The following is a 24760-nucleotide window of genomic DNA, read 5'->3' on the forward strand; positions in this document are numbered from 1 at the left end:
AATAGCGTTGCCAATCAAAATCAGCAACGCTATTATATCGCAATAGATTCTACTTTCTTAGAAGAGATAAGCAGCGGATATTTGCCAAGTCTTATTCTTTGCACCGATGGCATGACCTACCTCTTTCCATTTAAAGCTATCGCCCATCGGGAACTGATAGTTTACGCCTACTTGCAAGTGCTTGATCAGCTTCACACCGACTCCCAGATTAAGCCCTACCTGAGTTTTCTTCCGGTCAACGTTGTCCTTCTTGTCAAAATCAAAGAAGAAATCAGGACCGGCAGCAAAATAAACACCCAGCAAACTACCCAAGCCAATCGTATATTTCAGATTGATTGGAACTTCCGCTCCGATTTGTTTTACGTCACCCTTACCTCTCTGCGAGAATAACAAAGCACCATCAACACCCAGGCCTACAATAGGAATCGTAATTTCAGCCATCGGACCAATAAAGAAACCGGCAGAGTTGTCCTTGTTACCTTTATATCCGCCATCCCAGTCTATCTTTGTCAAGTTGACACCACCCTTTACACCCCATTTAATGAGTTGGGCCTGAGCAGGCATAGCCATAAACATACAGCCTACAGCTATAATGAAAGCACTAAAAATCTTCTTCATACTTCTTTTTTGTTTAAATTATCGGGACAAATATATGGATTTATTCTTAAAAAGAACAATAAAGATTCATTTTTGTTCAACGGCGTTGTCGTCGTACTGACGCCTTCGGGGCTGCTGCTTCCCGCTTAGATACCGATTGAGACTTACCTGCGGAAGCTTTTAACTTTGATGAGGAAGAAGATTTACTTTTGGTTGTAACAGCATTGTCACGCCCCCTTTTCTTCGAATTAGTCTTCGCTGTTTTTATTCCCGAAGCTGTGGAAACCGAATCCGTTTCTTCTATAAGGTCCCTGCCATACAATGTATTTTCAAAATCCACCAGTTCTTTTTCAATCCGCTTCTGCTCTTTCACCATGGCGCTATCCGTAGGGCAATATTGTGACAAAGTACGATTTTGCAGATTGGTTGTTTTATAAATATCTCCTTTATACAAGCGTGCCGTAAAGAAGTCATCCCAAGTACTGTTTGCCGCATTATTATAATTGCTAACGGAGACTTTTGTCTGAGTCAGATAGGGAACCAAGTCTTTATAGTTCACCCAAAACATAGGTAACTTCACTTTCTCCGAACTGAATTCTTCCGAACGATGCAGCACCGGACAGATAGCCGTTATCACCGAACCATAAGTAGAAGTGCGCTGGTCAAAATACCAGACCTCCTTCACAAAGTAACTCAATACATCCGCTGAAGGTATATCGCTATTACTGATAGACAAAACACTGTCACGGCGATTTGCCACTTTCTTCAGTTCATAATAAATTTGAAAGCGATCCAGCACATCACGGAAAGTCACCTCAGCATCTTTCTGAAAGCGCTCCGTACCATCCAGCTGATATTCATAAGCCGGAATTTTCTTTTGCGCCAACAAGCGGAACATGGTAGCGAAAAGATTCATCTTATTTCCCTGCGGTTCCACCGGATAGTATAACGCACCATTGGTATCCTTTGTCAAATCCAGCGTACGATAGATTTCACGCATCCACACCACATCCTCTGGCAAGCCAGGCGAACCCGGATATTGCCTTTGCGCCCACCCCACTGAAAGATTCAGTGCACAGAGTGCGACAGCTATCATGAGTTTCAAGGAAAGTTTCATAGTCTTATACCTTATTATATTCGATTTCTAATTTTAATTCACAATCACTTCCAGTGTAGTAGGCAGCAAACGCTCCACCCCATCCGGCCCCACCGCACGAACTCGGGAAATATAGAAACGTTTACCTCTGGATAAACGGCGGAACATATCTTTCTGACGTGTAGAGAATGAAGCCCCCGAAGACACTTCCGGCACGGCATTTCCCATATTATCAAAGAAAACAGTTTCAAATCCCAGCACCCGGAAGTTGATATTCAACAAACCATCATCAATAGCAGCTACAATGCCGGGAGTATTCATCAAAATTGCTTTAGACAATCCACGCTCCCCCCGATATCGTTTAGGTGTCCCGTCTTCCGTATATTCTATAAACGGTGAAGGATCAGGCAACTGGCGTACACGATAAGTATAATCCCCCATCGACTGCGTACGTCCGCCAACGGATGCTGTCACACGAATCACTACATCTTTACCGATAGTCGTAGGATGAGCAATATACCCATTTCCGGAACGGTTCAGAGTTCCGTTTCCATTCACAATACTTGCCTGTACCTGTCCCCCCGGCACTCCGGGAACAGAAATACTGATCGGATTATCATATCCGGCATAGAGTACATTCATCATTGTAGCAGAAACCGTAGCAGTAGGTTCAACCACCGTATATTTCTGTGAGAACTCTCTGCGAAGCACTTCGCCATTCCCTTGCGCCAACTCCAAATAACCATCCAAAAAGAACTCCCCTGTACGGTTGCAAACGGTTTCGAACCATCCTTCGGCATTATCCGGTTGCTTTTCACCGGCTATGTAAATAGAAGGGCGCTGAGTAGAGTCCACAGCAGCCAGAATGACACGGGCACTGTACGTACCACCGCGCACCACATTCTGAGAGGTAGGAATGACATAAGCTTGAAGTTGATTTACACGTACATCCTGCACATCGGTATTCTGCGTCAACAAATGCAATACTTCACCTTCAGCATAGCGCACATCACTTTGCAGCTTGGTTAACAGCGTGACAGCTGCGGCCACCGGAGTATTTTCAAAGATATATTCCTGCCAGTTTTTTCCTGCTGCTGACGCCTTACGCGGTACTTCAGTACCCAGATTATCACGGATGATCTTCTGTTGTATCGGATCGGTAACAAGAGTCAGAATATTTTCCCGGTATTGATTGATGCGGTTGAACAGCGCTTTGCCCTGTCCGCTACCAGGTGCAAGCATCACAAAAGAAGCAGCTTCCAAGTCTTCTTTATTGGAGATATTGGCAACATCCCCATTCTTGCCATCCGCTTCCTTCACAATGCGTAGTTTCAATTCATCCACATAGGTATAGAGCGAATCGGACATATTCTTCACACGTACCGCTTTCTCAAACCACGGTCCTATTTTCTCAGGATTACGTTCATTGGCACCGGCAAGCCCGTCATATAGTGATTGATTCTGCACGGTAGAGTTTGCCGTTGTACGGGAAAGACTTTCATCTACCAATGAAAAACCATTCAGCACATCCGACGAAACATTGAGTGCCAGCATCGCCATCAGGACGATATACATCAGGTTTATCATCTTCTGACGCGGAGAATCCGGGTTAGTGTTCAGAGACATGGGGTTATTTACAATTTATAATTTACAATTTGGCTGCGCGATAGCTTTAACTCTCGTTCTATCGCTTCACCACTTTATCACTTAACCTGCACGGCTTGTAGCATACGGGCATAGACAGCATTCAGTTCTTCTATCTGACGCGCCATCTTGCGGGTTTGTTCATGCACCTGATCGATTGTATTGATCTGAGTGCTGGCACTACGAAGCTGCATTTCATAGATGGCGTTGATACCTGCCAAATTACGGTTTAAAGCGCTCATCTGCTCAGCATCATGTGAAAGAGATTCGGCCTGTGCCGTAAAGCGCGAAAGCATTTCTGTCATTTCTTTCAGTTGGGCAATGTAAGCCTGCGTAGTTTCTTCCATTTCAGGAGTAAAAGCAGGGGCCGGAGTTCCGGGTGAATAATGATTCGCTCCTACAGTCACTGATACCGGCTGATTTGAAGGGACGGATTGTGTCTTCGGCAAATCATTTGTCCATCCACCGGCACTGCCGATTGTGCCATCTCCCACCACAACGATACCACCGGATGTAGCCGTCTCCGTCTGCCTTCTCGGCAAATCAAATGCAGAAATAAAAAACACCAGCACCTCTGTTCCCATACCAATCCACAACATCAGGTTGGCACCAGGCAAGTGTGTCAGCTTGAACAATGTACCTGCAATGACAATAGCAGCACCCCAGCTATAGGCATAGTTCATAATGACCTTACCACGGTAACTCGCCATAAAATCCTGCAACTTTTGTCCAAAATTCCTCTTTTTATTTACAGTATCTTTTTCCATCATCTTACCATTTTACCATCTTATCATTTCCCCTTCTTATTATATCCCACTTGTGTACGTACGCAACGGAACCCCACATACGAACGTTGCTCATTCTGATACTCCGCCGTGCGGGCATCCGAACGGATAAACGCGTTTACATCTTTCCATGAACCGCCACGCACCACTTTCTTCTTCATCGCATACGGATCATCCGGCGCGGCATTATACTGAATATCCGGATTGATATCACTTGCTTGCAGAACTCCCGACTCAGTATAAGCCGTTGAAGTCCACTCCGCCACATTACCTGCCATGTCATACAATCCGTTCGAATTGGGTGTGTAAGCTCCTACACGGGTTGAAATCAGATTGCCGTCTTTGGTGTAATTTCCTTTACCCGGCTTATAGTTCGCATTGTAGCATCCACGGTCATCTTTGGTTTCTTCACTCTCTTTCCAGGGATATTTATTATCCTCCCTTCCGCGTGCGGCAAATTCCCATTCGGCCTCGGTCGGCAGGCGATAGCGCTGGATATATTTAGCCTGTCCACGTAGACCTGCAAGTAAATAATTGGTACGCCATGCACAAAACGCATTCGCCTGTTCCCAGCTGACACCCACCACCGGATGCTCGTTGTAACTGGGATGGTTGAAATACAAACGCATATATTGTTCATTATTCGCGTTCGGAAAGTCATTCACCCAACAGGTTGTATCGGGATAAACATTTACTATATAGCTGTTTAGAAAATCCCATTCGCTGGATAACGGACGTGTAATAGTACGGTTCACAATCCGCCCTTCATCATCAATGTATGCCGTATCCTTCGTTATCATAATCACCTCTTCCGGATTCACCCGTATATCGGTATTCTTAACACGTTCAGCGGGATTCAGGCGATTATGACGCTTGGCAGCCTCAGCATAGTCATAAATCTCATAATAATAATTCATCTGACCGGCATCCAGCATCAGCGTACCATCGATAGGATGATGCTTATATACGCTTTCGATAGCCATCTGCTCATCCTCTGTCGCCCGCTTCCAGGGAATGGGCTTCGACCAGTTCAGATAAGGTTTGATAGGATTTCCTTCCCGGTCTTCTTCTATCTTATATAATTCATTACCGCCATAAGCAGGATCTGCCAGACGTTCACGGATAATGGAATCGCGTACCCAATTGACAAACTGTTTATATTCGGCAACCGTCACTTCCGTATCATCCATCCAGAAAGACTCGACTGAAATTTCCCGTGAAGGAACGATTGTTCCCCACAAGCTGTCTTGCTTGTCGGGTCCCATTTTCACCGAACCACGTTTCACCAGCACCATACCGTAAGGCGCAGGCTCATTCCATGCCACGGCACTGGCTCCTATCACTTCGCCACCTCTCATGGAACTGTTTCCCACCGTCCCCATGCACGAAACCAACGAACCGAACAGCAATAAAGCCGCCCCGTACCACGCATGAATTGTTTTCATTCCTTTATTCTTTCCCATTGTTCGTATATTCTCTTACAAAATCCGTACACTCTTATGCAAGTTCCGGTTTTTCTTAAATACATTCAAGTCCAATGCATACCTCACTACCAGATCGTGGCTACCACTTGCGACACCTATCTTCGAAGTAAAACACTCATAAGCATATCCTAACGTCACGCCCCGCACCGTCAATCCGAAGCTGAATGTCACCGAGGTATCCGGCGAATAAGTCAATCCTCCACTAAGCACCCGGGAATGATAGGTATAAAACAATCGTCCCGTTACATCCAGCCTTGTAGAAGTAAAATCACTTTGCAACTGCATAGAAGGTTGTATGGAAATTAACGGATTACGCGTCTGAATATTGTATCCACCTGTCAAATAAAAGATAGGATGTATTTTTATCTGGCTTTTGTCTCCCAGAGAGACACGGGGAGCTGTCAGGTGATGGGCAGAAAATCCTGCATAAAACTTAGGGTGCGAATAGTATCCACCCAGTCCGAGATCAACGGCCATTCCACTCTCCGCAGCAGTCGGAAAAGCTTCATCATCCGTTTCATCTCCAAGATTGATATCAGATGGATCAAACGATACGGTCAGCATCCCCACTTGAAGTCCAATGCCCAACTTACCTTTCCGGATTTTCATCTGATAGGCATATTGTCCCCAGAAACGTTGGTTACGGAACAGGCCGATCCCCTCATTGAAAAAGCCTACACCCACACCATGCTGTTTATTGAACAGAGTAAAAGGCATATCAGCCCCAAAGTACATTACGCGCGGAGCATGTGTAAAACCCATCAACTGCATACCGTACGAACCATAAATATTCATTTTATTATCTGTCTGCCCCGCCCAGCCGGGATGATAATATCCCTTCACCTCCCAGTATTGACTGAAGCGTGCATCAAATTGCGCCTGACCTTTTGCCGCACAAAAGAAAAGACAGATAAAAATTATATATTTCAGGATACGGCTACATTTCATCAATATAAGAACTGATAAAACGAGAAAAAATTGTGTAAAACAGAATCAAAAAGAGAAAGACAAATCACAATTCTGTTCTACCCCACTTATAGTAGCTCCTAGCTTCTTATAAAAACCAATAGCAGGCTTGTTCCATCCTGACACTTGCCAGCGCAATCTGTGGCAGCCTGAAACTTTTGCGTATGTTATAATTTTATGTATCAACAGTGAGCCTACCCCCTGCCCTCTGAAAGCCGGCCTTACATACAAATCGTCCATATACAATGACTTGCCGACCCATGTATAATAACCAAAAAAGTAAGTAACATAACCGGCAATCTCTCCATCCGGTGTTTCCGCAACGAAGCAATTGAAATATTCTTTCTCCTCCATCATCTGATCTACCGTATTTGTCATTCTCTCAGGCAAATTCTCAAATTCAGCAAACTCTCTGAACAAAGCATTAATCTGATTGAAATCTGAGGTAGTAGCTTCCCGTATATTAATCTCCATACTTTTTTTTGAGGTTCCTACTGTATAAGACTTTATTTTTAGCAAATATATATCACATATATGAGATATACAATCATGCATCTGAAAGTTTACGTTTAAACAATGACCTTTTTGATTCTTTACATTTTCACCGCTATTCCTTTACCTTCAGCCCGGAAAAAATACACAAAACAGGATGAAAGGAAACATCTTTTTTGCCTCGCTTGCAGAAGATTAAGACTTGTTTTAAGTGCCTGTCCGCATTTTAGGCATGGTTTGTGTGAATAATCATGCCGTTTTTCACTTTCATCTTTTTCATCGGCTTTCAGACTGTTGCCGTATCAATATCCCTTGCTTCGTCTTCCTGCGTATTTTTGGTCTGTGTACGTTCGCACTCCAGCGTTTCGGGGCGTAGCGGTTCTTGGGTGTAGCGTTTTGTGGCCCAACATGCAATCCGGAGGGGGGCTATGCTTCTCAATGTCAGTAGCATAGGGACATGACACTTGGAACTTATTACCTTGAGAACCGGGACTCCCTTTGCTTTGCTGCTCAAGATGGCATCTTGTGTAGCACAACATGCCATCTTAAACAACACAAGATGGCATCTTGAGCAACAAAGGTAGTCATGCTTCAGTAGATATGCAAGCTTTTTGCGGGGGAAAGGTAATAGTGATGTACATGCTTATCACTCTTTGTTCATATCCCGTCAATAATGAACTAATTCCGCCAATTATTTGTATATATAAAAAAGAAAGCTATGACGCAGATAAAAATCAAACGGGTCTATGAAGACCCCGAAGCAGAAGACGGTTACCGCGTATTGGTAGATCGTCTATGGCCTCGCGGCATGAAAAAAGAATATCTGAAATATGATGTCTGGGAAAAAGACATCACGCCTTCCCCCGAACTCAGGAAATGGTTTCATGAAGATGCGGCAGGACATTGGGAGGCTTTCTCAGATATGTATCGGAAAGAACTGGAAACATCTGAAGCCACACGGAACTTTCTGGCATCAATCAAACCTTATAAAACGGTTACTTTGCTATATGCCTCCAAAGAACCTGTCCGTAATCATGCCCGCATTCTGCAACAGTTTCTGGAAGCCAACCTTGGGCAATCGTGAATATTCACTATCTTTGCAGCAGTCATCCCCTCAAAAGAGCCGGACGGCCTAACTATTTTCTGAAAGGACAATCATGATAGAGTTGCGAACAGTCAATCTGACCCGTTACATCACTCCTTTGCGCGAAGGCGGTTCACTGCCAGCACTGGCGGAAGCTGATGACGAATTCAAATACGTCGTAAAGTTTCGTGGTGCCGGCCATGGAACAAAGGCATTGATATCCGAACTAATTGGCGGAGAGGTTGCGCATATACTTGGATTCAGAGTGCCGGAGCTGGTGTTTCTGAACCTCGATGAAGCATTCGGACGGACCGAAGGAGACGAAGAAATACAAGACTTATTGCAAGGCAGCCGCGGACTGAACCTGGGGTTACACTTCCTTTCGGGTGCCCTGACATTCGATCCTGTAGCAACCAAGATAGAGCCGGAACTTGCCTCACGTATTGTCTGGCTGGATGCCTACCTAACCAATATAGACCGTACTTTTCGCAACACCAACATGTTGATGTGGCACAAGGAACTTTGGCTGATAGACCACGGTGCTTCTCTTTACTTTCACCATTCATGGGAAAACTGGGAGAAACATGCGGTAAGTCCGTTCACCTATATCAAAAATCACGTGCTGCTACCCGAAGCATCCCGACTTGAAGAAGCCGATACCGTCCTTCGTCCCATGCTGACTGATGAAAAGATACAGCAGATCGTCGCACTTATTCCTGACGACTGGCTGCACTGGGAAGATACCCATGAAACGCCCGAAGAAATCAGAGATATCTATACCCGCTTTCTGACCGAAAGACTGGCCCATTCCGAAATATTTATAAAAGAAGCACAGAATGCAAGGAAAGCACTTATATGAGTACGCAGTTATTCGCCTGGTTCCCAAAGTAGAACGTGAGGAGTTCTTCAATGTGGGAGTAATCCTTTTCTCGAAAAGAGCAGGTTACATCAAGTCCGTTTGTCAGGTAAACGAGGACAAACTGAAGCTATATGTTTCCGAAGTAGACCGGGAATTGGTATTTGCCCATTTGGATGTATTTAATAAAATATGTTCGGGAGCCAAAGACGGCGGCCCCATCGCCCAACTTGATGTACCGGAACGTTTCCGCTGGCTGACTGCCGTAAGAAGTTCCTGTATTCAAACGTCCCGTCCGCATGCCGGTTTCTCCGACGATCTGGACAGGACGTTAGAAAGATTATTCAAAGAATTGGTTTTATAGTGGAGCAGCATACTTCGCCTTCAGCTCCTCTACTCCCATTCCGGTAAAGTAGTCTTCAATAAAATCCCAGCGTTTCGTATCATCCATTCCATCCGTTCCGAAGAAGAAAGAGAACAGTTCGATCTGCTCCTGGAATATCTGCTCATTATTCTCAAGTATCAGATTGTGATATTCATCGGAGGACGCGATCTGCTGTAAGCTCTCAGGGTCATCGAAACACACCTGCACACAAGGCGTACCGCCACCTTCTACACTGAATGAAAGACAATCGAGCATGGAAAGGAGATTAAGCAGCATATTCAAATCAGAGAACGGAGTGCTATAGAACAATAACCGGTCACCTTTTTTACCCACAATGCGCTGACTAAAGAGTTTCTGATAGCGCGACAGCAACAAGTCAAATCCTTTCGTCACCGTGAAAGAAAGTTCATTGGAGTCTTTCTTCTTCACACTACTGATATAGCTCACACTACGCCCTTCTTCCGTACGTGACTCCAGCAGTGAACCAATGAAACGTTTCGCTGACGGCACATCCATACCATGCTCGGCAAATATCGCACGCAATTCTTCTTCATCAAAACGCCCTTTAGTCTTCCGCAACTTATCAACAAGCAAAGTCTTCAAACTATAGAACAGTCCATCCATTCGTTGGCGAATTACGGCTGCATCTTCTTTCAGCAATACTTCATGCTTACCCACAGACACTGCACGGGAACCTTCCCACAACGTACCACCATTCAATTTCTGTTTAAATTCTCTATATCCCAACTCTGCGAAACGTTCTTCCCACAGTTTCTCCAAACGTGCCGTGTATACATCTTCCGTGCCCTTCACCTTCGTAAGATAATCCTTGAACTCATGAATAAAAACATCACCAGTCTTATCCTGAATATATCCTTCCGTCAGCAGGTTTTGCGGACTCACTTCCAACAATTTCTTTCCATAACGATGGCTCAAATCATCTTCCAACCATAGCAGAGCAGTCTTAATCAATTGCCCAAGTTCCGCTTCATATTCCAGCTTGTTCTTCATTCTTGGCAATTTCACCACAAACTCAAAGTCGGACAAAGACACCAGCATTTCCTGTTTTTCGCCTTTCATCCGGTACACTTCCATCAGCTTCTTCAAAATCAGCGACAACTGTTCCTGTGCTATATTGCCCGCCATGTGCAGGCGCTTCATATAATAGAAATCCCTTTCATGATAATCCGTTGCCGAAATACCATGAATCTCCGTATCACGGGCTGCACGTCCGATCTCCTGTATATAGTCCACAAATGTGCTGGAGGGCGCCACATGATACACCCGGTCAATATCACTGATATCCACCCCCATGCCGAATGCCTTTGTAGCCACAATCATGCGCTTCTCGCCTTCTTTGAACTCCTGTACAATAGCAGCTTTTTGTTCTTTGTCCTTCTTACCATAGTAGGAGGCGACCAGGTGCCAATCCGTCGATTTCACCCACGTTTTCAGACGCATGTCGATACCACCTGCAAAAGGATAATAAAGAATAGTCTTATGCCCGTCGAGGAAATCCTCTACACGGTCAGCCACAACACGCTGTTTGGCTTTATCATAGGTTTCTCCTTCCTCTATCTCCATCTGCCGGATATCAAAGCCGATGTTCCGGCGTTTCACTGTACCTGCATAAAGCACACATGGCTCCATTTGCAATGAACGAATGGTTTCGAACACCATGTCATTCCCTCCTTTCGGATTCCATACAGCCGTAGCCGTCAGTGCAAAGAGCGGGAATGCATATCCAAGGCTTTTCTTCAAGCCTTGCAGATAACGCCCCAGAAACCAATAATCCACACGGAATTCCTTGCCCCATGTAGTTACCGTATGGGCTTCGTCTACTACGACCAGACCGATACGCCGTTCACCTGCAAAGTGCTTGATATCATACGAGAGCAACAACTCCGGTGAAAGATAGAATAGATCCACCTCACTTTCACGCACCTGCCTGTACACTTCGTTCTTCTGTTCAGGCGACAAATCGGAAGAGGCATACGCCACACGCATGTACCCCAATTCCTGCAAGCCTTCCACCTGGTCTACAATCAATGCTTTCAAGGGAGATACGACAATGGTAAGCATCCCGTATTCGTTACCCAGATAGATGGCAGGCAACTGGAACAACAGAGATTTTCCCGCACCGGTAGGTGCTGTAAGCAAGATGTTATCCACATCTTCTCCTCCATTCCGGGCTTTCTCTGCTTCGACAATAACACTTTCTATCAATTGTCCCTGTGAAATTTGAAGCGTGTCCTTCCCCTTGAACAAATCGTCGTACACTTCCAGATCACGAAATTGTTCGTAACCGTAAGTCTCTTTTAAAAGCGTGTATACCGCTTCCCGGCAATCTCCGGGTAAGTGCCGTTCTTTTAGTTCCGGCAGGCGGCATGCCGTTTTTTCTCGTGTTTCAGTCATAAATGGAATAATATAAAAAAGAGGCAGTCCTCCTAACCTGTTACAAACAGATCTAACGGACTACCTCTTTCTATGTGTTAACTACCTTGTATTTCTCCAACCGGAGCAAGGCTTAAAAAGCATGCTAATACTCCTCTTCGTTAAAGAAGAAATCCTCTTTGCTGGGATAATCGGGCCATATATCTTCAATACTTTCATAAATATCGCCTTCATCTTCCATTTCCTGCAAATTTTCAATCACTTCGAGCGGAGCGCCCGAACGAATGGCATAATCTATTAATTCGTCCTTGGTTGCCGGCCAGGGAGCATCTTCCAGTTTAGATGCTAATTCCAATGTCCAATACATAAGTCCTAAGTATTAAAATTGTGAATATTAAGTCCTACTTTCTATTTTTCGGCAAAAGTATAATAAAATCTCTCACTTACAACTATTATCCCAAAATATTTCATCTTTTTTCTCATCCCAGTTGATTTTCCGTGACAAGACAAACAAATAATCGGACAAACGGTTCACATAAGCAAGCAATTCGGGAGCAACTGCGCATTGTTCAGCCAAGGCCAGAATACGACGTTCCGCCCTGCGGCAGACCGTGCGGCAAACATGACAAACAGATGCTCCACGACTACCGCCGGGCAATATAAACGCATGCAATGGAGGCAGCAGATTATCCAAACGGTCTATTTCATGCTCAATACGCTCTATTTCTTCGGGATGGATAACACTGGCACAATTCAATTCTGTCTTTTCAAGATCGGTAGCCAGATTGGAACCTACTGCGAAAAGACGATCCTGAATATGACGGACTAATGTTTTATCTCTTTCATCGGACAGATAAGTAATGAGTACTCCCAGATTGGCATTCAATTCGTCTACTGTACCGTAAGCTTCCAAGCGAATATGAGTTTTCGATACGCGGGTGCCGCCCACCAATGAGGTAGTACCTTTATCACCGGTTTTGGTATATATCTTCATAAGTGATTAGTGTTTAGTAATTAGTGTTTAGCAGTTAGTAAGTGACGCTAATCACCAGTCACTAACCGTTAATCACTATTGAAACGCCTAAAGATAATCAAAAGTTGACAATATAGTTCTGTTTTATCTTAGTTTTATCGAAGAAGAGAATTCCAAGGTCATAAAGGTCGAACGTAATGCCCACATGCTCATCTTGTTGCATACGTTTCCAAAGCGCTTCCATTTGCGAAGTATAGCGGATTCCTTCGATGACGAAAACCGACTTTCCACAGGCACGTGCTACACAGATACGGAATACTTCTTCCATAAATTCCGGGTGACGATAATCATGCAGATAAAGGAAACCTACGGGTACGCCGGCTTCCAGAAATAATTCGGAAAGTTCGGATGCCGCTGTATAGTCCGCTCCCTCCTTTCCTGCTTTCAGATAGAGGGACGAAGCAGCAAGCCTGCCGGCATCCACTATCGTATCCGGCTGGATGTAATTTACCAACCGGAACAAGAGGCGTTTCACTTTCTTCGATTCATACTTCCAATAGTTGTCTTTCTGTGGGGCCAGTTTTTTCTGCTCTACTGCCAGATCTTTATATTTATAATAAGGAGTAGATTCGTAAATCACCTGCGTAATCAGATTGAAAGCAAAAGGCGAATGTACCCCATAGCCGCAACGATGGCGAAAACGGCTCAACCAGATAAAAGGGCGTTTCAGGGTTAGTGTGATACGGTTCATAACATATAAATTCTTTTATTGGGCACAAAGATAAGTAACACTCTGCTTAGTCGCATACCTTTCCTTTGATAACTTTCGGCTCCGACGAGTAGTTCTCCTTAACCGTCAACTGCACATTCTCCCCGTCAAAGCGGAAAGTAATATTGAGAGCTGTAATCCAGTTAACATAATGTGCTTTGAGTTCCAACATCGCAGCCGATGGCCAGGCATAACTGCCCGCTACATAAAACGGCCCCTCTATTCCATTAAAACGTCCTTTCGCTTCTATCGAATAGGGAGGATGGACATCGGTTGAAGTTTTTTTCCATTGCTTATAACCGAATGAGAGATTATATTTTGTACCGTCAGTCTCTGTTACGGTCATGATTACTTCCTTCTGCTTGAACTGGAGGTCCAGAGATTGCCAGTCGAACTTGTTCGGTTCGAGAACTATACTTTTTCCTGCATAATCACGGGCAAGAGATGAACTCGCTTTTCCCTGTACAAAAGGCAACTGATAAGAAGATTGCTTTTTCAACAAGCGTTTATAATCCTTTCCCGGTGTCAATGTATCATCGCCGACGGCAGGCAACAGGCGATTCCACACCAAACGGCGCTGTGTAGCTCCATCTATCAAAGTACATTCAGTGATGACCACTACCATATCTTTGTCCGGTATGAGAAGTGCATATTGTCCCAGGGCACCGTCTATGCGGACAGCACCCGGATATTCACAAAGCCACATCTGATACCCATAACCGTAGCCAAAACTACCGGTATCCGACTGTTTAGTCATCATCCTGTCCACCCACTCTGCCGGAAGCAACTGCTTGCCTTCCCATACTCCACGATTCAGTAACAGCTGTCCGAACTTAGCCAACGATTCGCTCTGCAAATACACACCCCAACCTCCGGTATTGATTCCTTCAGGGCTTACTTCCCAGGATATATCGGTGATATGCATCGGTTTGAACAGTTTCAGCCGCAGGTAATCCAATACTTTCATTCCCGTCACTTTCTGCACAATAGCGGAAAGCATATACGAGCTCATGGAGTCATAGTCGAAATGTTTGCCGGGAACTTTTATCGTTTTTCCCAGATACCCTCTGATCCAGTCTGTACGACCATTACGCATATTCCAGTCAGGAGTGACACCGGAAGTCATATTCAGCAGGTTGCGGACGGTCATATCGGCAAGATTTGCAGAAATAGTATCCGGAAGTTGGTCAGGGAAGAAAGAAGCTACCCGATCTGTCAGCCGCAAGCGATTTTCAGAAATAGCGAGGCCTACAGCGGCACCAACGAAGGTCTTGGAGCAAGAATATACGGTATGTCGATATTCCGGGGCGAAAGGTTCAGGATAAATCTCCGCGATTACCTTTCCATGACGTAGTACCATTACACTATGTATGTCCGTTTTAGGCAAGCCCATCAGGGAGTCCATCAAAGCTATAAGTGCTCCGGAAGGAACACCTTCCACTTCGGGTATCGAACGTTCCAGTTCGCGAATCTGTGCACTGGTCGTTGCAGGTATCAACAGGCAGAGCACAAGGAGAAATAAAGTAATTCTGTTCTTCATATTCATGTTGCAGCAAGCAATTAGGTTTAACCGCATGCAAAAGTAAGGTATTCACATAGGGCAGGCAAATCTTTAAGAGATAATTTACTCAAACGATAACATACATTCTCCCTTTTCAGGCAATGACAAAGAAATCGTTTTACCTGTGTAGTTATTACTTTGCCCGTCTATAATCGCCTTTGCCCGAGTGACACCTTCAGGCATTTTCACATGAAATATTCCCGGTATAGTTGCCGTAAGTATAGCCTTCACAGCCTTTCCATCTTTCCACTCCAAATCAACGGAGATCCCGCCACGGGCCTTCATTCCATGAAAGTTGCCAGTATGCCAGCTTTTCGGCAAAGCAGGAAGCAGATGAATAAAACCCTCATGACTTTGCAACAACATCTCGCCAATTCCTGCGGTCCCCCCATAATTCCCATCAATCTGGAAAGGGGGATGCGAACAGAACAAATTAGGAAACGTTCCGCTGCCATGACGCTTTGTCTGAGGATCAACAGCCGGATAAAGAAGGCTCTTGAACAGTGTCCAGGCCCGATCCCCATCACCGAGGCGAGCCCAGAAATTTACCTTCCAGGCACGACTCCAACCGGTTCCTCCATCACCCCGACGGTTTAGCGTCTCACGACAGGCATTGGCAAGTTCAGGAGTAGCATCAGGAGAAATCAGATTACCCGGATGCAAACCATACAGATGGGAGACATGGCGGTGGTGTACATCTTGCTCTTTATAATCTTCCAACCATTCTTGCAGATATCCTCCTTTACTGATCTGCATAGGTGGGAACTTATCTAATGCCTCCCGCAACTTCGCGGCATAGTCAGCATCACATTCCAGTATGGAAGTTGCTTCAATTACATTTGTATATAGCTCAGTCAGTAATTGAACATCCATCGTAGGCCCCATGCATACACTGACGGGAGTCGGATCATTGCCGACAAAAAAAGCATTTTCAGGAGAAGAGGTAGGGGCTGTTACAAGCCAACCATGTTTAGGTTCCCGCACCATTGTAGAGTAAAAGAACTCAGAAGCACCTTTCAGCACAGGATAAATTCGTTTCAGAAACTCAATATCCTGAGTATATTGATAATGCTCCCAAAGATGAGCACAAAGCCAGGCACCACCGGTATTGGTAGCCCCCCAGGAAGGATGTTCACCGGGAGCGGTATAGTTCCAGATATTCGTCATCATGTGAAGCACCCAACCTTGAGCATGAGTACCGTAAAAAGTACGGGCAGTCTCTTCTCCCGAGGGGATAAGACGTTCTATAAGCGCAGTCAAAGGCTGGTAAAGTTCCGAAAGGCCGGCTTGTTCAAGCGGCCAGTGATTCATCTGGATATTAATATTGGTATGATAATCGCCATTCCAAGGCGTTTCTACTCCATTTGCCCACAATCCTTGCAGATTAGGAGGCAAGCTACCCGGACGGGTGCTGCTGATAAATAGATAACGACCATAATTGTAATAGAGAGCGGCCAAAGCTGGAGACTCACGCTCCGTGAAACGAGTAATGCGCTCGTTAGTGGGTAATACATCATCTTCCGTAAACGGAAGAGTTAGAGATACACGATCATAAAAGGTACGATGGGAGGCTATGTGGGACTCTTTAATTTGCACATGTTGAGTAGCGGCATTCAGCAAACTATCACAAACTTCTTTATAACGGTTTCCTGAAAAATCAGTACCGGAAGCAGCATAAGAAGTAGTGGCAGAAAGCACCAGCCATGCTTCCCTCCCTTGAGTCAGGGTGATACCCCGCTCGGCAGAAATATTCTGTTTACCACCTTTAGATATTAATCGCATGGCAACACGATACTTCATACCTTCCCGTCCGGGCTTTCCACTATCTAAAGCACCTTCCAACAACAAAGTTCCTTCTTCCTTCCCAATGCCCGGAAGCACAGAGACCGCACCTTGTTTGGGACGGGAAAGTTGAGCCGAGAAGGACAGGGCACGGCGACGACTGGCAGTCAGGTGTATGATCATAACGTCTTTATCGCGTGAAGTGAAATATTCACGTTGATAGTCAATACCTTCTTTCGTGAATGAGGTATAAGCAACTGCATCACGCAGATCGAGCCAACGGCGGTAATTGGTTACCGCCTCCCTATCACCGGAAACAAATTTCTTCTTGACCGGAATACTGAAATTCAGGATAAGGTCAGCCAACATCTGATAATTGCCGTAAGTACCACCTGATTCGGGTTTCTTTGGGACAAAACTGTTATACATCAACTCTTGTGCCTCTTTATTCTTACTTTCAAACAAAAGTTGTTGAATGGCAGGCAAACTACGGGATGCATCGGGATTACCGTAATCGGCCTCCATACCGCTCCAAAGTGAAATTTCATTCAGTACAATATGTTCCTTGTCAATACCTCCGTCGGGCATCATACCCAAACGACCGTTACCCAAAGGCAGGGTTTCTTCCCAAATGGTAGCCGGAGCAGTGTAATAAAGCTGATGGTTATAGTTATCCGCCAACGTATCAGCCACTGCGATTAGTGAAGAAGCAAAAACTAGAAAAAACAAAATTAGTGCTCTCATACGTAAAATATAAATATGCCTCGCCTTATCAGAGAAGCGTTATTAAAAACATTCTCATCCATATCAATGTCACGGACAAAGATACAAGAAAATAGGACAGGAAGAAATTTTTTCCATTTTCTTCCTGTCCAAACTTATTTAGTTGTTATCCATAAAATTAATTATTCTACATCAGATTCCAAGGGCAGTAAAAGAAATGAGAATTCATAATCCTTATAAGGAAGACGATACTCTTCCAACGGCAATGCTCCCCAACTATTAACACCTCCGACTCCCATCTGAGCCTTATCTATACACAAATTGACATAATCAACACGGGGAATAAATTCTGAATGTCTTTGATCTTTTTGCTCACCGTCATCCAAAGATTCAATGGTATAGTGCAAAGCCGACATCGAACAAGGAGTATCTGCTACAAACTTCAGTCCATTCCCTCCCCAGTCCGTCTGTTTCCACCAGCGGATATCTGTTTTCGTCCCATTCTCCTGCGGACGGATATAGAAATAGAACTGACTACTAACATTCTGCTGATATTTACCCAGGAAAGTTGCATGATTGCGGTCCGAATAATTCTCACCCGGTCCCCTGCCATAATAACTGATCTGTTCCAATTCCTGAGGTAACTGCATCTGCATGCCAAAACGGAATAAATCGGAAATTTCCGCCGACTGGTCAACAACCATCCTTTGAGTCACCTTGACCGCACCCTCGTTATTAATGACATAAGTCAGATACAATTTAGCTTTCACTGCATCCATTGTATATTCCGCATCTATCCGGACAAGATTATCCGCTACCATATGTTCCAGTTTATTCAAGTAGATTCCTGTGTTTTTCCAGGCAGCATATTTCATTTGCAGTCCGGCACCCAAATCATTGTCAGTCGGAGCCCGCCAGAAATTAGGTTTCAGTTTGCCACCCTCTTCCATCAACCGCATGCCTTTCATCTCATACCTGCACAAGTAACCATCGTGTTTATCAAAATCCAGGCGGAAGTTTTCGCCTTCCACTATCAGGAAATTCACATCATTATCCCTGATAGCCGGAGCATCTGTTCTTGTTTTGCTTCCCTTCACATTATCAATAGAGCATTCTGGATTCTTATAATGTTGGACAACCAACTGATTTCTTGACACGATATGTCCTGCTGGCAGTAAAGTCTCAGCTTTCCTTAGTTTAAACAAGATATTCAGCAGTACCTCCTTATCCCGGCAAATATCATCCGCAGCATATCCCAACCGGACTATTCCGGTTTGTTGAGGAGCAACATCCAGATTATCTACAACACCTTTTCGAATAGCTTCTCCATCCGCCAAAAATTCCCATTCTACATAATATGCACTTAGGTCACGAAAGAAATTTTCATTATAGACATTAATTATGCCACTTTCCAGGTCTGCTGGGGTCGCCCAAATGGACTGATAAAAATGACCGACTTCATACATATGGGGATTAGGTTTCCGATCCGGGCTAATCAACCCGTTATCCATAAAATTGTTATCGGATGCATCATACGGACTCCAGTCACCACCATAAGCATAGAAAGAAATTCCTTCCTTGTTTTTCCAATGCAGTGACTGATCGACAAAGTCCCAGATAAAGCCCCCCTGATACTTCGGATACTTACGAATCAAATCCCAATACTCTTTGAATCCCCCTACAGAATTCCCCATCGCGTGGGTATATTCACACTGAATCAAAGGTTTTTCTATATCTCCTTCACAATACTTCTTGTTGCCCTCGTAATCCTGATACATAGGGCAATACACATCGGTAAATTCATTTGTTCCCGCCTGTTCGTACTGTACAGCCCGTGTCTTATCTTCATTCTTTATCCACGTGTAGCATGCCTCGAAGTTCGGACCGAACCCGGCCTCATTTCCTAACGACCAAAAGATTATGGAAGGATGATTATAACTGCGCTGCACATTGCGCTGATTACGTTCCAGATGAGCTTTCGCAAAGAGCGGATTCTTAGCTAATGTTTTATGTCCCCCTATTCCATGTGACTCAACATTCGCCTCGGCCACCACATAAAGTCCGTACCGGTCGCATAAGTCATACCACAGATTATCATTGGGATAGTGGCTGGTGCGGACAGCATTGATATTGAAAGCTTTCATAATCCTGATATCCTGAATCATCCGTTGCGGAGAGACGTAGTATCCATTATCCGGATCCATCTCATGACGATTGACTCCCTTAAACAACACGGGTTGCCCATTTACCCATATCTGTGAGTCTCTCAGCTCTATTTTACGGAATCCCACATTAACGGGAATCACTTCCAGAACATTATCCTTATCTTTCAAGGTAGCAAGCAGTGTATAAAGCACCGGAATCTCTGCCGACCATTTCTCCGGATTGAGAACTTCCATAACAGTCGAAACTTTGCCCGAACCTTTTACAGACATCGTCACTACCTCCTTACCCGATGCATCCAGCAACTTCAAGTCGACACTACCACTTCCTTTAATATCCACTGTTACATCCAACGTCGCATCCTTATATTGAGCATCCAGATTAGGCGTTACGCGGATATCCCTGATATACTTTTTATTGCGGGCATACAAATAGCAATCGCGCCCTACCCCGGCAAGCCGCAAAAAATCCTGATCTTCCAAATAAGAGCCGTCACACCAGCGAAATACCTGAAATGCAATCAGATTTTTCCCTGGTTTGAGGTGCTTCGTCAAATTAAACTCAGCCTCCAGCTTACTGTCTTCACTATAACCGACGAATTGTCCGTTCACCCACAGGTAGATATTGGAAGACACAGAACCAAAATAAGCAAAAATCTCCTTCTCCTTCCAATCAGCCGGAACAATTATTTCCTTACGATAGGAACCTACCTGATTCCCTTCGACGGGTATAGCCGGAGGATCACCCGCAAACTGATTCCTCCACGGATAACCATAATTGACATAAAGGGGAACTCCATATCCATTCAATGCCCATAGTCCGGGCACTTGCATGTTATTCCAACTTTTATCATCATAACCGATCTTATAAAAATCCGTCGGACGCATATCAGCATTTTTCACCCAAAGGAATTTCCATACTCCATTAAGTGACATGAAGTTTTGTGAGGTTTCTTTGCATCTACCCAATGCACTGCCTTCATCCTGGTAAGCAAAATAATTTGTATGCATAGGTACCCTGTTTACTTCGTTCACCTCAGGATCTCTCCATTCATTAAAGTTTTGTGAAAACAGAGCAGTACACAATAGCAGTAAACTGCCGGTCAATATATTTTTCTTCATAAATACAATTAATTATGTGAATTCACATCATCGGGAACTCCCCATCCGGATGGATGTGCTCCCATCGTTAAAACCAATCTTCCACCCCGGACTATGTCATCCTGCATCAAATAGCACTTATCATAAGGCCTTCCATCAAGAGTAGCACTCTGGATATAAACATTCTCAGGAGAATTGTCAATCGTCTCAATGATAAATCTCTTCCCGGATGCAATCATCGGGTCCAGACAGATTTCGACCTTCTCAAAGACCGGGCTGGTAATCTCGTAGCGCAAATCTCCCGGACATACCGGATGAATGCCCGCAGCAGTCAGGACATACCAGGCAGACATCTGGCCTACATCTTCATTCCCAACCAATCCCTTCACCGAATTATGATAAGCATTCCGGCAGATATCACGCGTCCATTTCTGAGTCAGCCAGGGAGTGTCCAAGTGGTTGAATAGAAAGGGGACATGATGTACCGGTTCGTTAGCATGATTATAATAAGCGTTCCAAAGATAATCTCTAGGTGTTTTCTCAAACATATCCTGTAACTCGGCCAGAGCTTTCTCACGTCCTCCCAGCAACTGAATCAAACCTTGCACATCATGAGGCACAAACCACCCTTGCTGATAGGCATTACATTCCATACAGCCATACCATTCTTCCAAACGGCCGGCTTCCGGCAGAGGCATGAAATTCCCTTCCTCGTCGCGTGGTCTGAACCAGCCAAATTCAGAATCGAATACAGTGGCATAAGAGCGGGAACGTTTATCAAAATAATCACGATCTTCCGTCTTTCCTAAAGCCTCAGCCAAACGGGCCATACACCAATCCGTATAAGCATACTCCAGCGTCAGCGATATTCCCGTCTTTCCGGGTGAATATCCCTGGTCGTTATTCTGAAACATCCGGGAGGTGTTCAAAGCATACCGGTAAGCCTTCTCAATATCATATCCACGTATCCCCTTGGCATAAGCATCACATAAAATTGAAATGGCAGGATTGCCCAGCATGCAACCGGAGAAAGCATTCAATATCTCCCAGCGTTCCAGATACTCATTCCCGCTTTGTTCGGCTATTTCAACCAAAGAATTAATCAGGTCGTTCACCATCACAGGATTTATCAATGTCTGCAACGGCATCTGGCTGCGGAATACATCCCAACCACTGAATATCGTCCGCTTATTGAATTCAGATGTCTTATGAATCTGATTATCAGCTCCCAGATATTCACCATTAACGTCACTGCATATACGAGGATCAATCAGTGTATGATACAGAGCGGTATAAAAGACCGTTTTTTCATCTTCCGTACCACCTGTTACAGTTACTTTTGCCAATTCCTTATCCCATAGTTGCGCACAAGTTTCATGCGTTTCGTCAAAATCCCATCCTTTCATCTCTGCATACAGGTTCTCTTCGGCATTTTTCAGACTGGTAAATGAGATTCCGCTTTTTAAAAGAATCTGTTCATCCTTCCGGGTATCAAAATCTGCATAAAAACCGAGATGCTTTCCCTCATAGGCAGTCACCGAAGGGATAATATCAGATTGACGTATCCAATCCCGATAACTTTCGCTTTCGATATTCTCACGTTTACGTCCGCACTCATCGGGTATGTTGGCCGACCATATGCCGTGAGCCTTGAAAGGACGTGAAAACTCCGCACAGAAATAAACCGTATAATCGGCTTTACCATCGCCATTTCCCCAGCCACCGCCTTCGGGAGTACACTTCATCCACCCCCGGATTTTATTGTCGGCAACGACCTCGATAAACTGCCGTACAGAAGTGCCACCCACACGCCGTGCCAAATCGATCTGTATATGCGCTTCATTGCTTTCCGGAAAAGTAAACCGTAACATTCCACTATGCGGCAATGCCGTCGCTTCCGCACGAATCCCATAATCCTCTAACTGCACAGAATAATATCCGGCAGAAGCATACTCACTTTGTTTATCATAGCGGGAACGGTATCCTTCATCCGGATTCTCCAAAGTCCCGGCAAAAGTTTTCAATGACCCAATAGTTGGCATTACCAGAAAATTTCCCAAATCGCCATACCAGCCAATTCCCGACATCTGCGTGAAAGCAAACCCTTCAATAGATGTATGTTCATCACTGTATCCGCTCCCGTTGTCACCTCCGGTGATTGTATTGGGACTTACTTGTACCATTCCAAACGGTGCAGTGGCACCGGGAAATGTCTTTCCAAGTCCGTGATAACTTCCGGCCGCCTCCGTATTGGTAGTGGCACCGATGAAAGGATTCACATAGGATGACAGACGAGGAGCGTCAGCCGACTTTTCTTTCATATGGGTACAGGATATAAGAAGTAAAGCCAGATATAATATTGAAATTCCTTTTTTCATTCAATTTATGTTTTTCTTAAATAAGCCGTAACCTACCCTGAAATACACCTGCTCCATACATTGGAACAAAGAACGTACGGAGCAAGTAAATTTCAGGCAGGTTTCAGATGTGATTTCAATCATACAAGGATACCTTATAATGCCCAAAGTCTGAACTCAGCCAAAGCAAAGCTACCACTGGGTGACTCATCCACCGTCATTCTTATATGCTTAATCTTTTCCCCAGTTACCAAAACAGGTGACGTATACGTCTGCCCTACATCATAAGGTAGTTCACTACTCAAAACAACAATCTTTTTAAATTCCACCCCATCCGCACTACCATAAAGTGAAACTCTATGAGGTACTACATGCGATCCCGCATTACGAGTTACGTACTCGAAACGGAAAGCTGAGATCTCACCTGAAAGTGCAAACTGGAGCCAATGTGGCAAAGCTACCCCTACCGAATAATCACTGTGGAAATAAGTACCCGGATCACCGTCAATCAATTCTGCAACAGATCCCTCGCAGATGCTGTTTGGATGATAAGAAATCATACTTTCAACCAATTGTATTGAGGGCAGATTACCAGCATCCGGTACATAAGATACGCCTAACAAACAAGATTTTTTTGCCGGATCTACATCAATCGTTTCAAAAGAAGTACCGGTCAATGCTAGTGGCAGTACATAATTACCGTAACTTAATCCTTCCCGCGTCACTCTTACATTCAATTTATTTTCTCCATCGGGGGCCATTTTAACAATTCCGTCCTGATTCATTGTATATGAAGACGGAGGAAGCAACATCAAGTTGACTCCTTGCTCACGGTTATACTCATCCAGTAAAGTTTCATCCACTTTCGTATAGCAATCAAACGACCATTTATTTTCAATTGAAAGGCCCAACGGCAACGTCAGATCAATGTGATTACCACCCGTTTCAGGAAAAGAATTCATCACATAGCCAGTTTTCTCAAAACTAACCACAGGTGTTATCACTTCCGGCTTAATGAACATATATTTTTTCTCAGCATTAATAGAGTCTGCCGAGTTGCACAAAAACAAGGGAACGATATATTCATTTTCTTGTTCTTCTCCCTGCAACGTATTAATAGCTTCCGTATAAAATGACAAGTCTATCTTCTTATACATCTCCGTAGCCGCAAAAGTCAGATTTCCGGTTTCTATCGAGTAACAGCCAGACGGCAGTATCTTATAGTGTGTCCCCTGATTCTCATTATATTCAGCCAGCATACCTTCATCCATTACTTTCATTTCTACGGTAGTCTTTGCACTTTTATCAGACCCAGCCTTAGCAATGGCAACGGCATATTTAGTCATCTCCTCTGTCTTATAGATTGAATACTCTATCTCACCACTGTTCCGAAAATAAAGAATTGTACTATAGTCGTCCAGATATTGTTCCCTGTTATCCTCACAAGATATCTGCAAAACAGAAAACAGGCCAAGAGCAATATATAATATACTTTTTTTCATACGTAAATAATCGTTGTGCTCCATACTAAACAAGAGCGTTTGTAATC

Annotated in this window: 20 protein-coding genes; 3 read left to right on the plus strand and 17 right to left on the minus strand. The window is 44.4% G+C overall.

Going from position 1 to position 24760, the window contains the following annotated elements; all coding sequences use genetic code 11:
* Nucleotides 1-57: 57 nt before the first annotated feature.
* The 8 genes from BN161_RS05300 to BN161_RS30080 form a co-directional block, all read right to left on the minus strand.
* On the minus strand, nt 58-618 hold the full coding sequence (locus BN161_RS05300) for a porin family protein (protein ID WP_007212036.1): 561 nt from the start codon (nt 616-618) through the stop codon (nt 58-60).
* A 76-nt stretch (nt 619-694) separates the two neighbouring features.
* Complete coding sequence (porN, locus tag BN161_RS05305) at nt 695-1714, minus strand: type IX secretion system ring subunit PorN/GldN (RefSeq protein WP_044263584.1); 1020 nt, start codon at nt 1712-1714, stop codon at nt 695-697.
* A 33-nt stretch (nt 1715-1747) separates the two neighbouring features.
* Complete coding sequence (gene porM / locus BN161_RS05310) at nt 1748-3319, minus strand: type IX secretion system motor protein PorM/GldM (RefSeq protein WP_044263592.1); 1572 nt, start codon at nt 3317-3319, stop codon at nt 1748-1750.
* Nucleotides 3320-3396: 77 nt separating this feature from the next.
* Nucleotides 3397-4107 (minus strand): type IX secretion system motor protein PorL/GldL, encoded by a 711-nt coding sequence (gene porL, locus BN161_RS05315; protein ID WP_044263597.1) that lies wholly within the window; start codon nt 4105-4107, stop codon nt 3397-3399.
* 20 nt (nt 4108-4127) lie between these two features.
* Nucleotides 4128-5585 carry a T9SS ring complex lipoprotein PorK/GldK gene (porK, locus tag BN161_RS05320; protein WP_125910755.1) on the minus strand — a complete coding sequence of 486 codons (1458 nt, stop codon included), beginning with the start codon at nt 5583-5585 and terminating at the stop codon, nt 4128-4130.
* Between the two features lie 15 nt (nt 5586-5600).
* Nucleotides 5601-6554 carry a PorP/SprF family type IX secretion system membrane protein gene (locus tag BN161_RS05325; protein WP_044263601.1) on the minus strand — a complete coding sequence of 318 codons (954 nt, stop codon included), beginning with the start codon at nt 6552-6554 and terminating at the stop codon, nt 5601-5603.
* A 45-nt stretch (nt 6555-6599) separates the two neighbouring features.
* Entirely contained in the window at nt 6600-7046 is a 447-nt protein-coding gene (locus BN161_RS05330; RefSeq protein ID WP_044263604.1) for a GNAT family N-acetyltransferase, read from the minus strand.
* Between the two features lie 304 nt (nt 7047-7350).
* Nucleotides 7351-7515 (minus strand): hypothetical protein, encoded by a 165-nt coding sequence (locus tag BN161_RS30080; RefSeq protein WP_209441887.1) that lies wholly within the window; start codon nt 7513-7515, stop codon nt 7351-7353.
* Nucleotides 7516-7782: 267 nt separating this feature from the next.
* Between BN161_RS30080 and BN161_RS05340 the strand changes: the two genes are divergently transcribed.
* The 3 genes from BN161_RS05340 to BN161_RS05350 all read left to right on the plus strand — a co-directional run bounded on the left by BN161_RS05340 (nt 7783) and on the right by BN161_RS05350 (nt 9368).
* Nucleotides 7783-8148, plus strand: coding sequence for a DUF488 domain-containing protein (locus BN161_RS05340; RefSeq protein ID WP_044263606.1), 366 nt, complete (start codon nt 7783-7785; stop codon nt 8146-8148).
* Between the two features lie 76 nt (nt 8149-8224).
* Nucleotides 8225-9007 carry a HipA family kinase gene (locus BN161_RS05345; protein ID WP_044263782.1) on the plus strand — a complete coding sequence of 261 codons (783 nt, stop codon included), beginning with the start codon at nt 8225-8227 and terminating at the stop codon, nt 9005-9007.
* Nucleotides 8985-9368 carry a DUF3037 domain-containing protein gene (locus BN161_RS05350; protein WP_007212026.1) on the plus strand — a complete coding sequence of 128 codons (384 nt, stop codon included), beginning with the start codon at nt 8985-8987 and terminating at the stop codon, nt 9366-9368. The genes BN161_RS05345 and BN161_RS05350 overlap by 23 nt, the downstream gene beginning before the upstream one ends.
* Here BN161_RS05350 and BN161_RS05355 read toward each other — a convergent pair.
* The 9 genes from BN161_RS05355 to BN161_RS05395 all read right to left on the minus strand — a co-directional run bounded on the left by BN161_RS05355 (nt 9363) and on the right by BN161_RS05395 (nt 24713).
* Entirely contained in the window at nt 9363-11804 is a 2442-nt protein-coding gene (locus BN161_RS05355) for a helicase-related protein (RefSeq protein WP_044263608.1), read from the minus strand. The two genes, BN161_RS05350 and BN161_RS05355, sit on opposite strands and share 6 nt — an antisense overlap.
* Before the next feature lie 124 nt (nt 11805-11928).
* Complete coding sequence (locus BN161_RS05360) at nt 11929-12150, minus strand: DUF2795 domain-containing protein (RefSeq protein WP_007212024.1); 222 nt, start codon at nt 12148-12150, stop codon at nt 11929-11931.
* A gap of 72 nt (nt 12151-12222) precedes the next feature.
* Nucleotides 12223-12777 carry a cob(I)yrinic acid a,c-diamide adenosyltransferase gene (locus BN161_RS05365; RefSeq protein ID WP_044263610.1) on the minus strand — a complete coding sequence of 185 codons (555 nt, stop codon included), beginning with the start codon at nt 12775-12777 and terminating at the stop codon, nt 12223-12225.
* 97 nt (nt 12778-12874) lie between these two features.
* Nucleotides 12875-13507 (minus strand): hypothetical protein, encoded by a 633-nt coding sequence (locus BN161_RS05370; protein WP_044263612.1) that lies wholly within the window; start codon nt 13505-13507, stop codon nt 12875-12877.
* 46 nt (nt 13508-13553) lie between these two features.
* Complete coding sequence (bas-suc, locus tag BN161_RS05375; RefSeq protein ID WP_044263614.1) at nt 13554-15065, minus strand: 3-succinylated cholic acid synthase; 1512 nt, start codon at nt 15063-15065, stop codon at nt 13554-13556.
* A gap of 84 nt (nt 15066-15149) precedes the next feature.
* Entirely contained in the window at nt 15150-17612 is a 2463-nt protein-coding gene (locus BN161_RS05380) for a glycoside hydrolase family 95 protein (RefSeq protein ID WP_044263616.1), read from the minus strand.
* Between the two features lie 161 nt (nt 17613-17773).
* On the minus strand, nt 17774-20875 hold the full coding sequence (locus BN161_RS05385; RefSeq protein WP_044263619.1) for a glycoside hydrolase family 2 TIM barrel-domain containing protein: 3102 nt from the start codon (nt 20873-20875) through the stop codon (nt 17774-17776).
* 8 nt (nt 20876-20883) lie between these two features.
* Nucleotides 20884-23232 carry a GH92 family glycosyl hydrolase gene (locus BN161_RS05390; protein WP_044263620.1) on the minus strand — a complete coding sequence of 783 codons (2349 nt, stop codon included), beginning with the start codon at nt 23230-23232 and terminating at the stop codon, nt 20884-20886.
* 134 nt (nt 23233-23366) lie between these two features.
* Nucleotides 23367-24713, minus strand: coding sequence for a BT_3987 domain-containing protein (locus tag BN161_RS05395; protein WP_044263784.1), 1347 nt, complete (start codon nt 24711-24713; stop codon nt 23367-23369).
* Nucleotides 24714-24760: the final 47 nt, after the last annotated feature.

The sequence above is a fragment of the Bacteroides timonensis genome (assembly GCF_000513195.1).
In the GTDB taxonomy this organism is placed as follows: Bacteria; Bacteroidota; Bacteroidia; order Bacteroidales; family Bacteroidaceae; genus Bacteroides; species Bacteroides timonensis.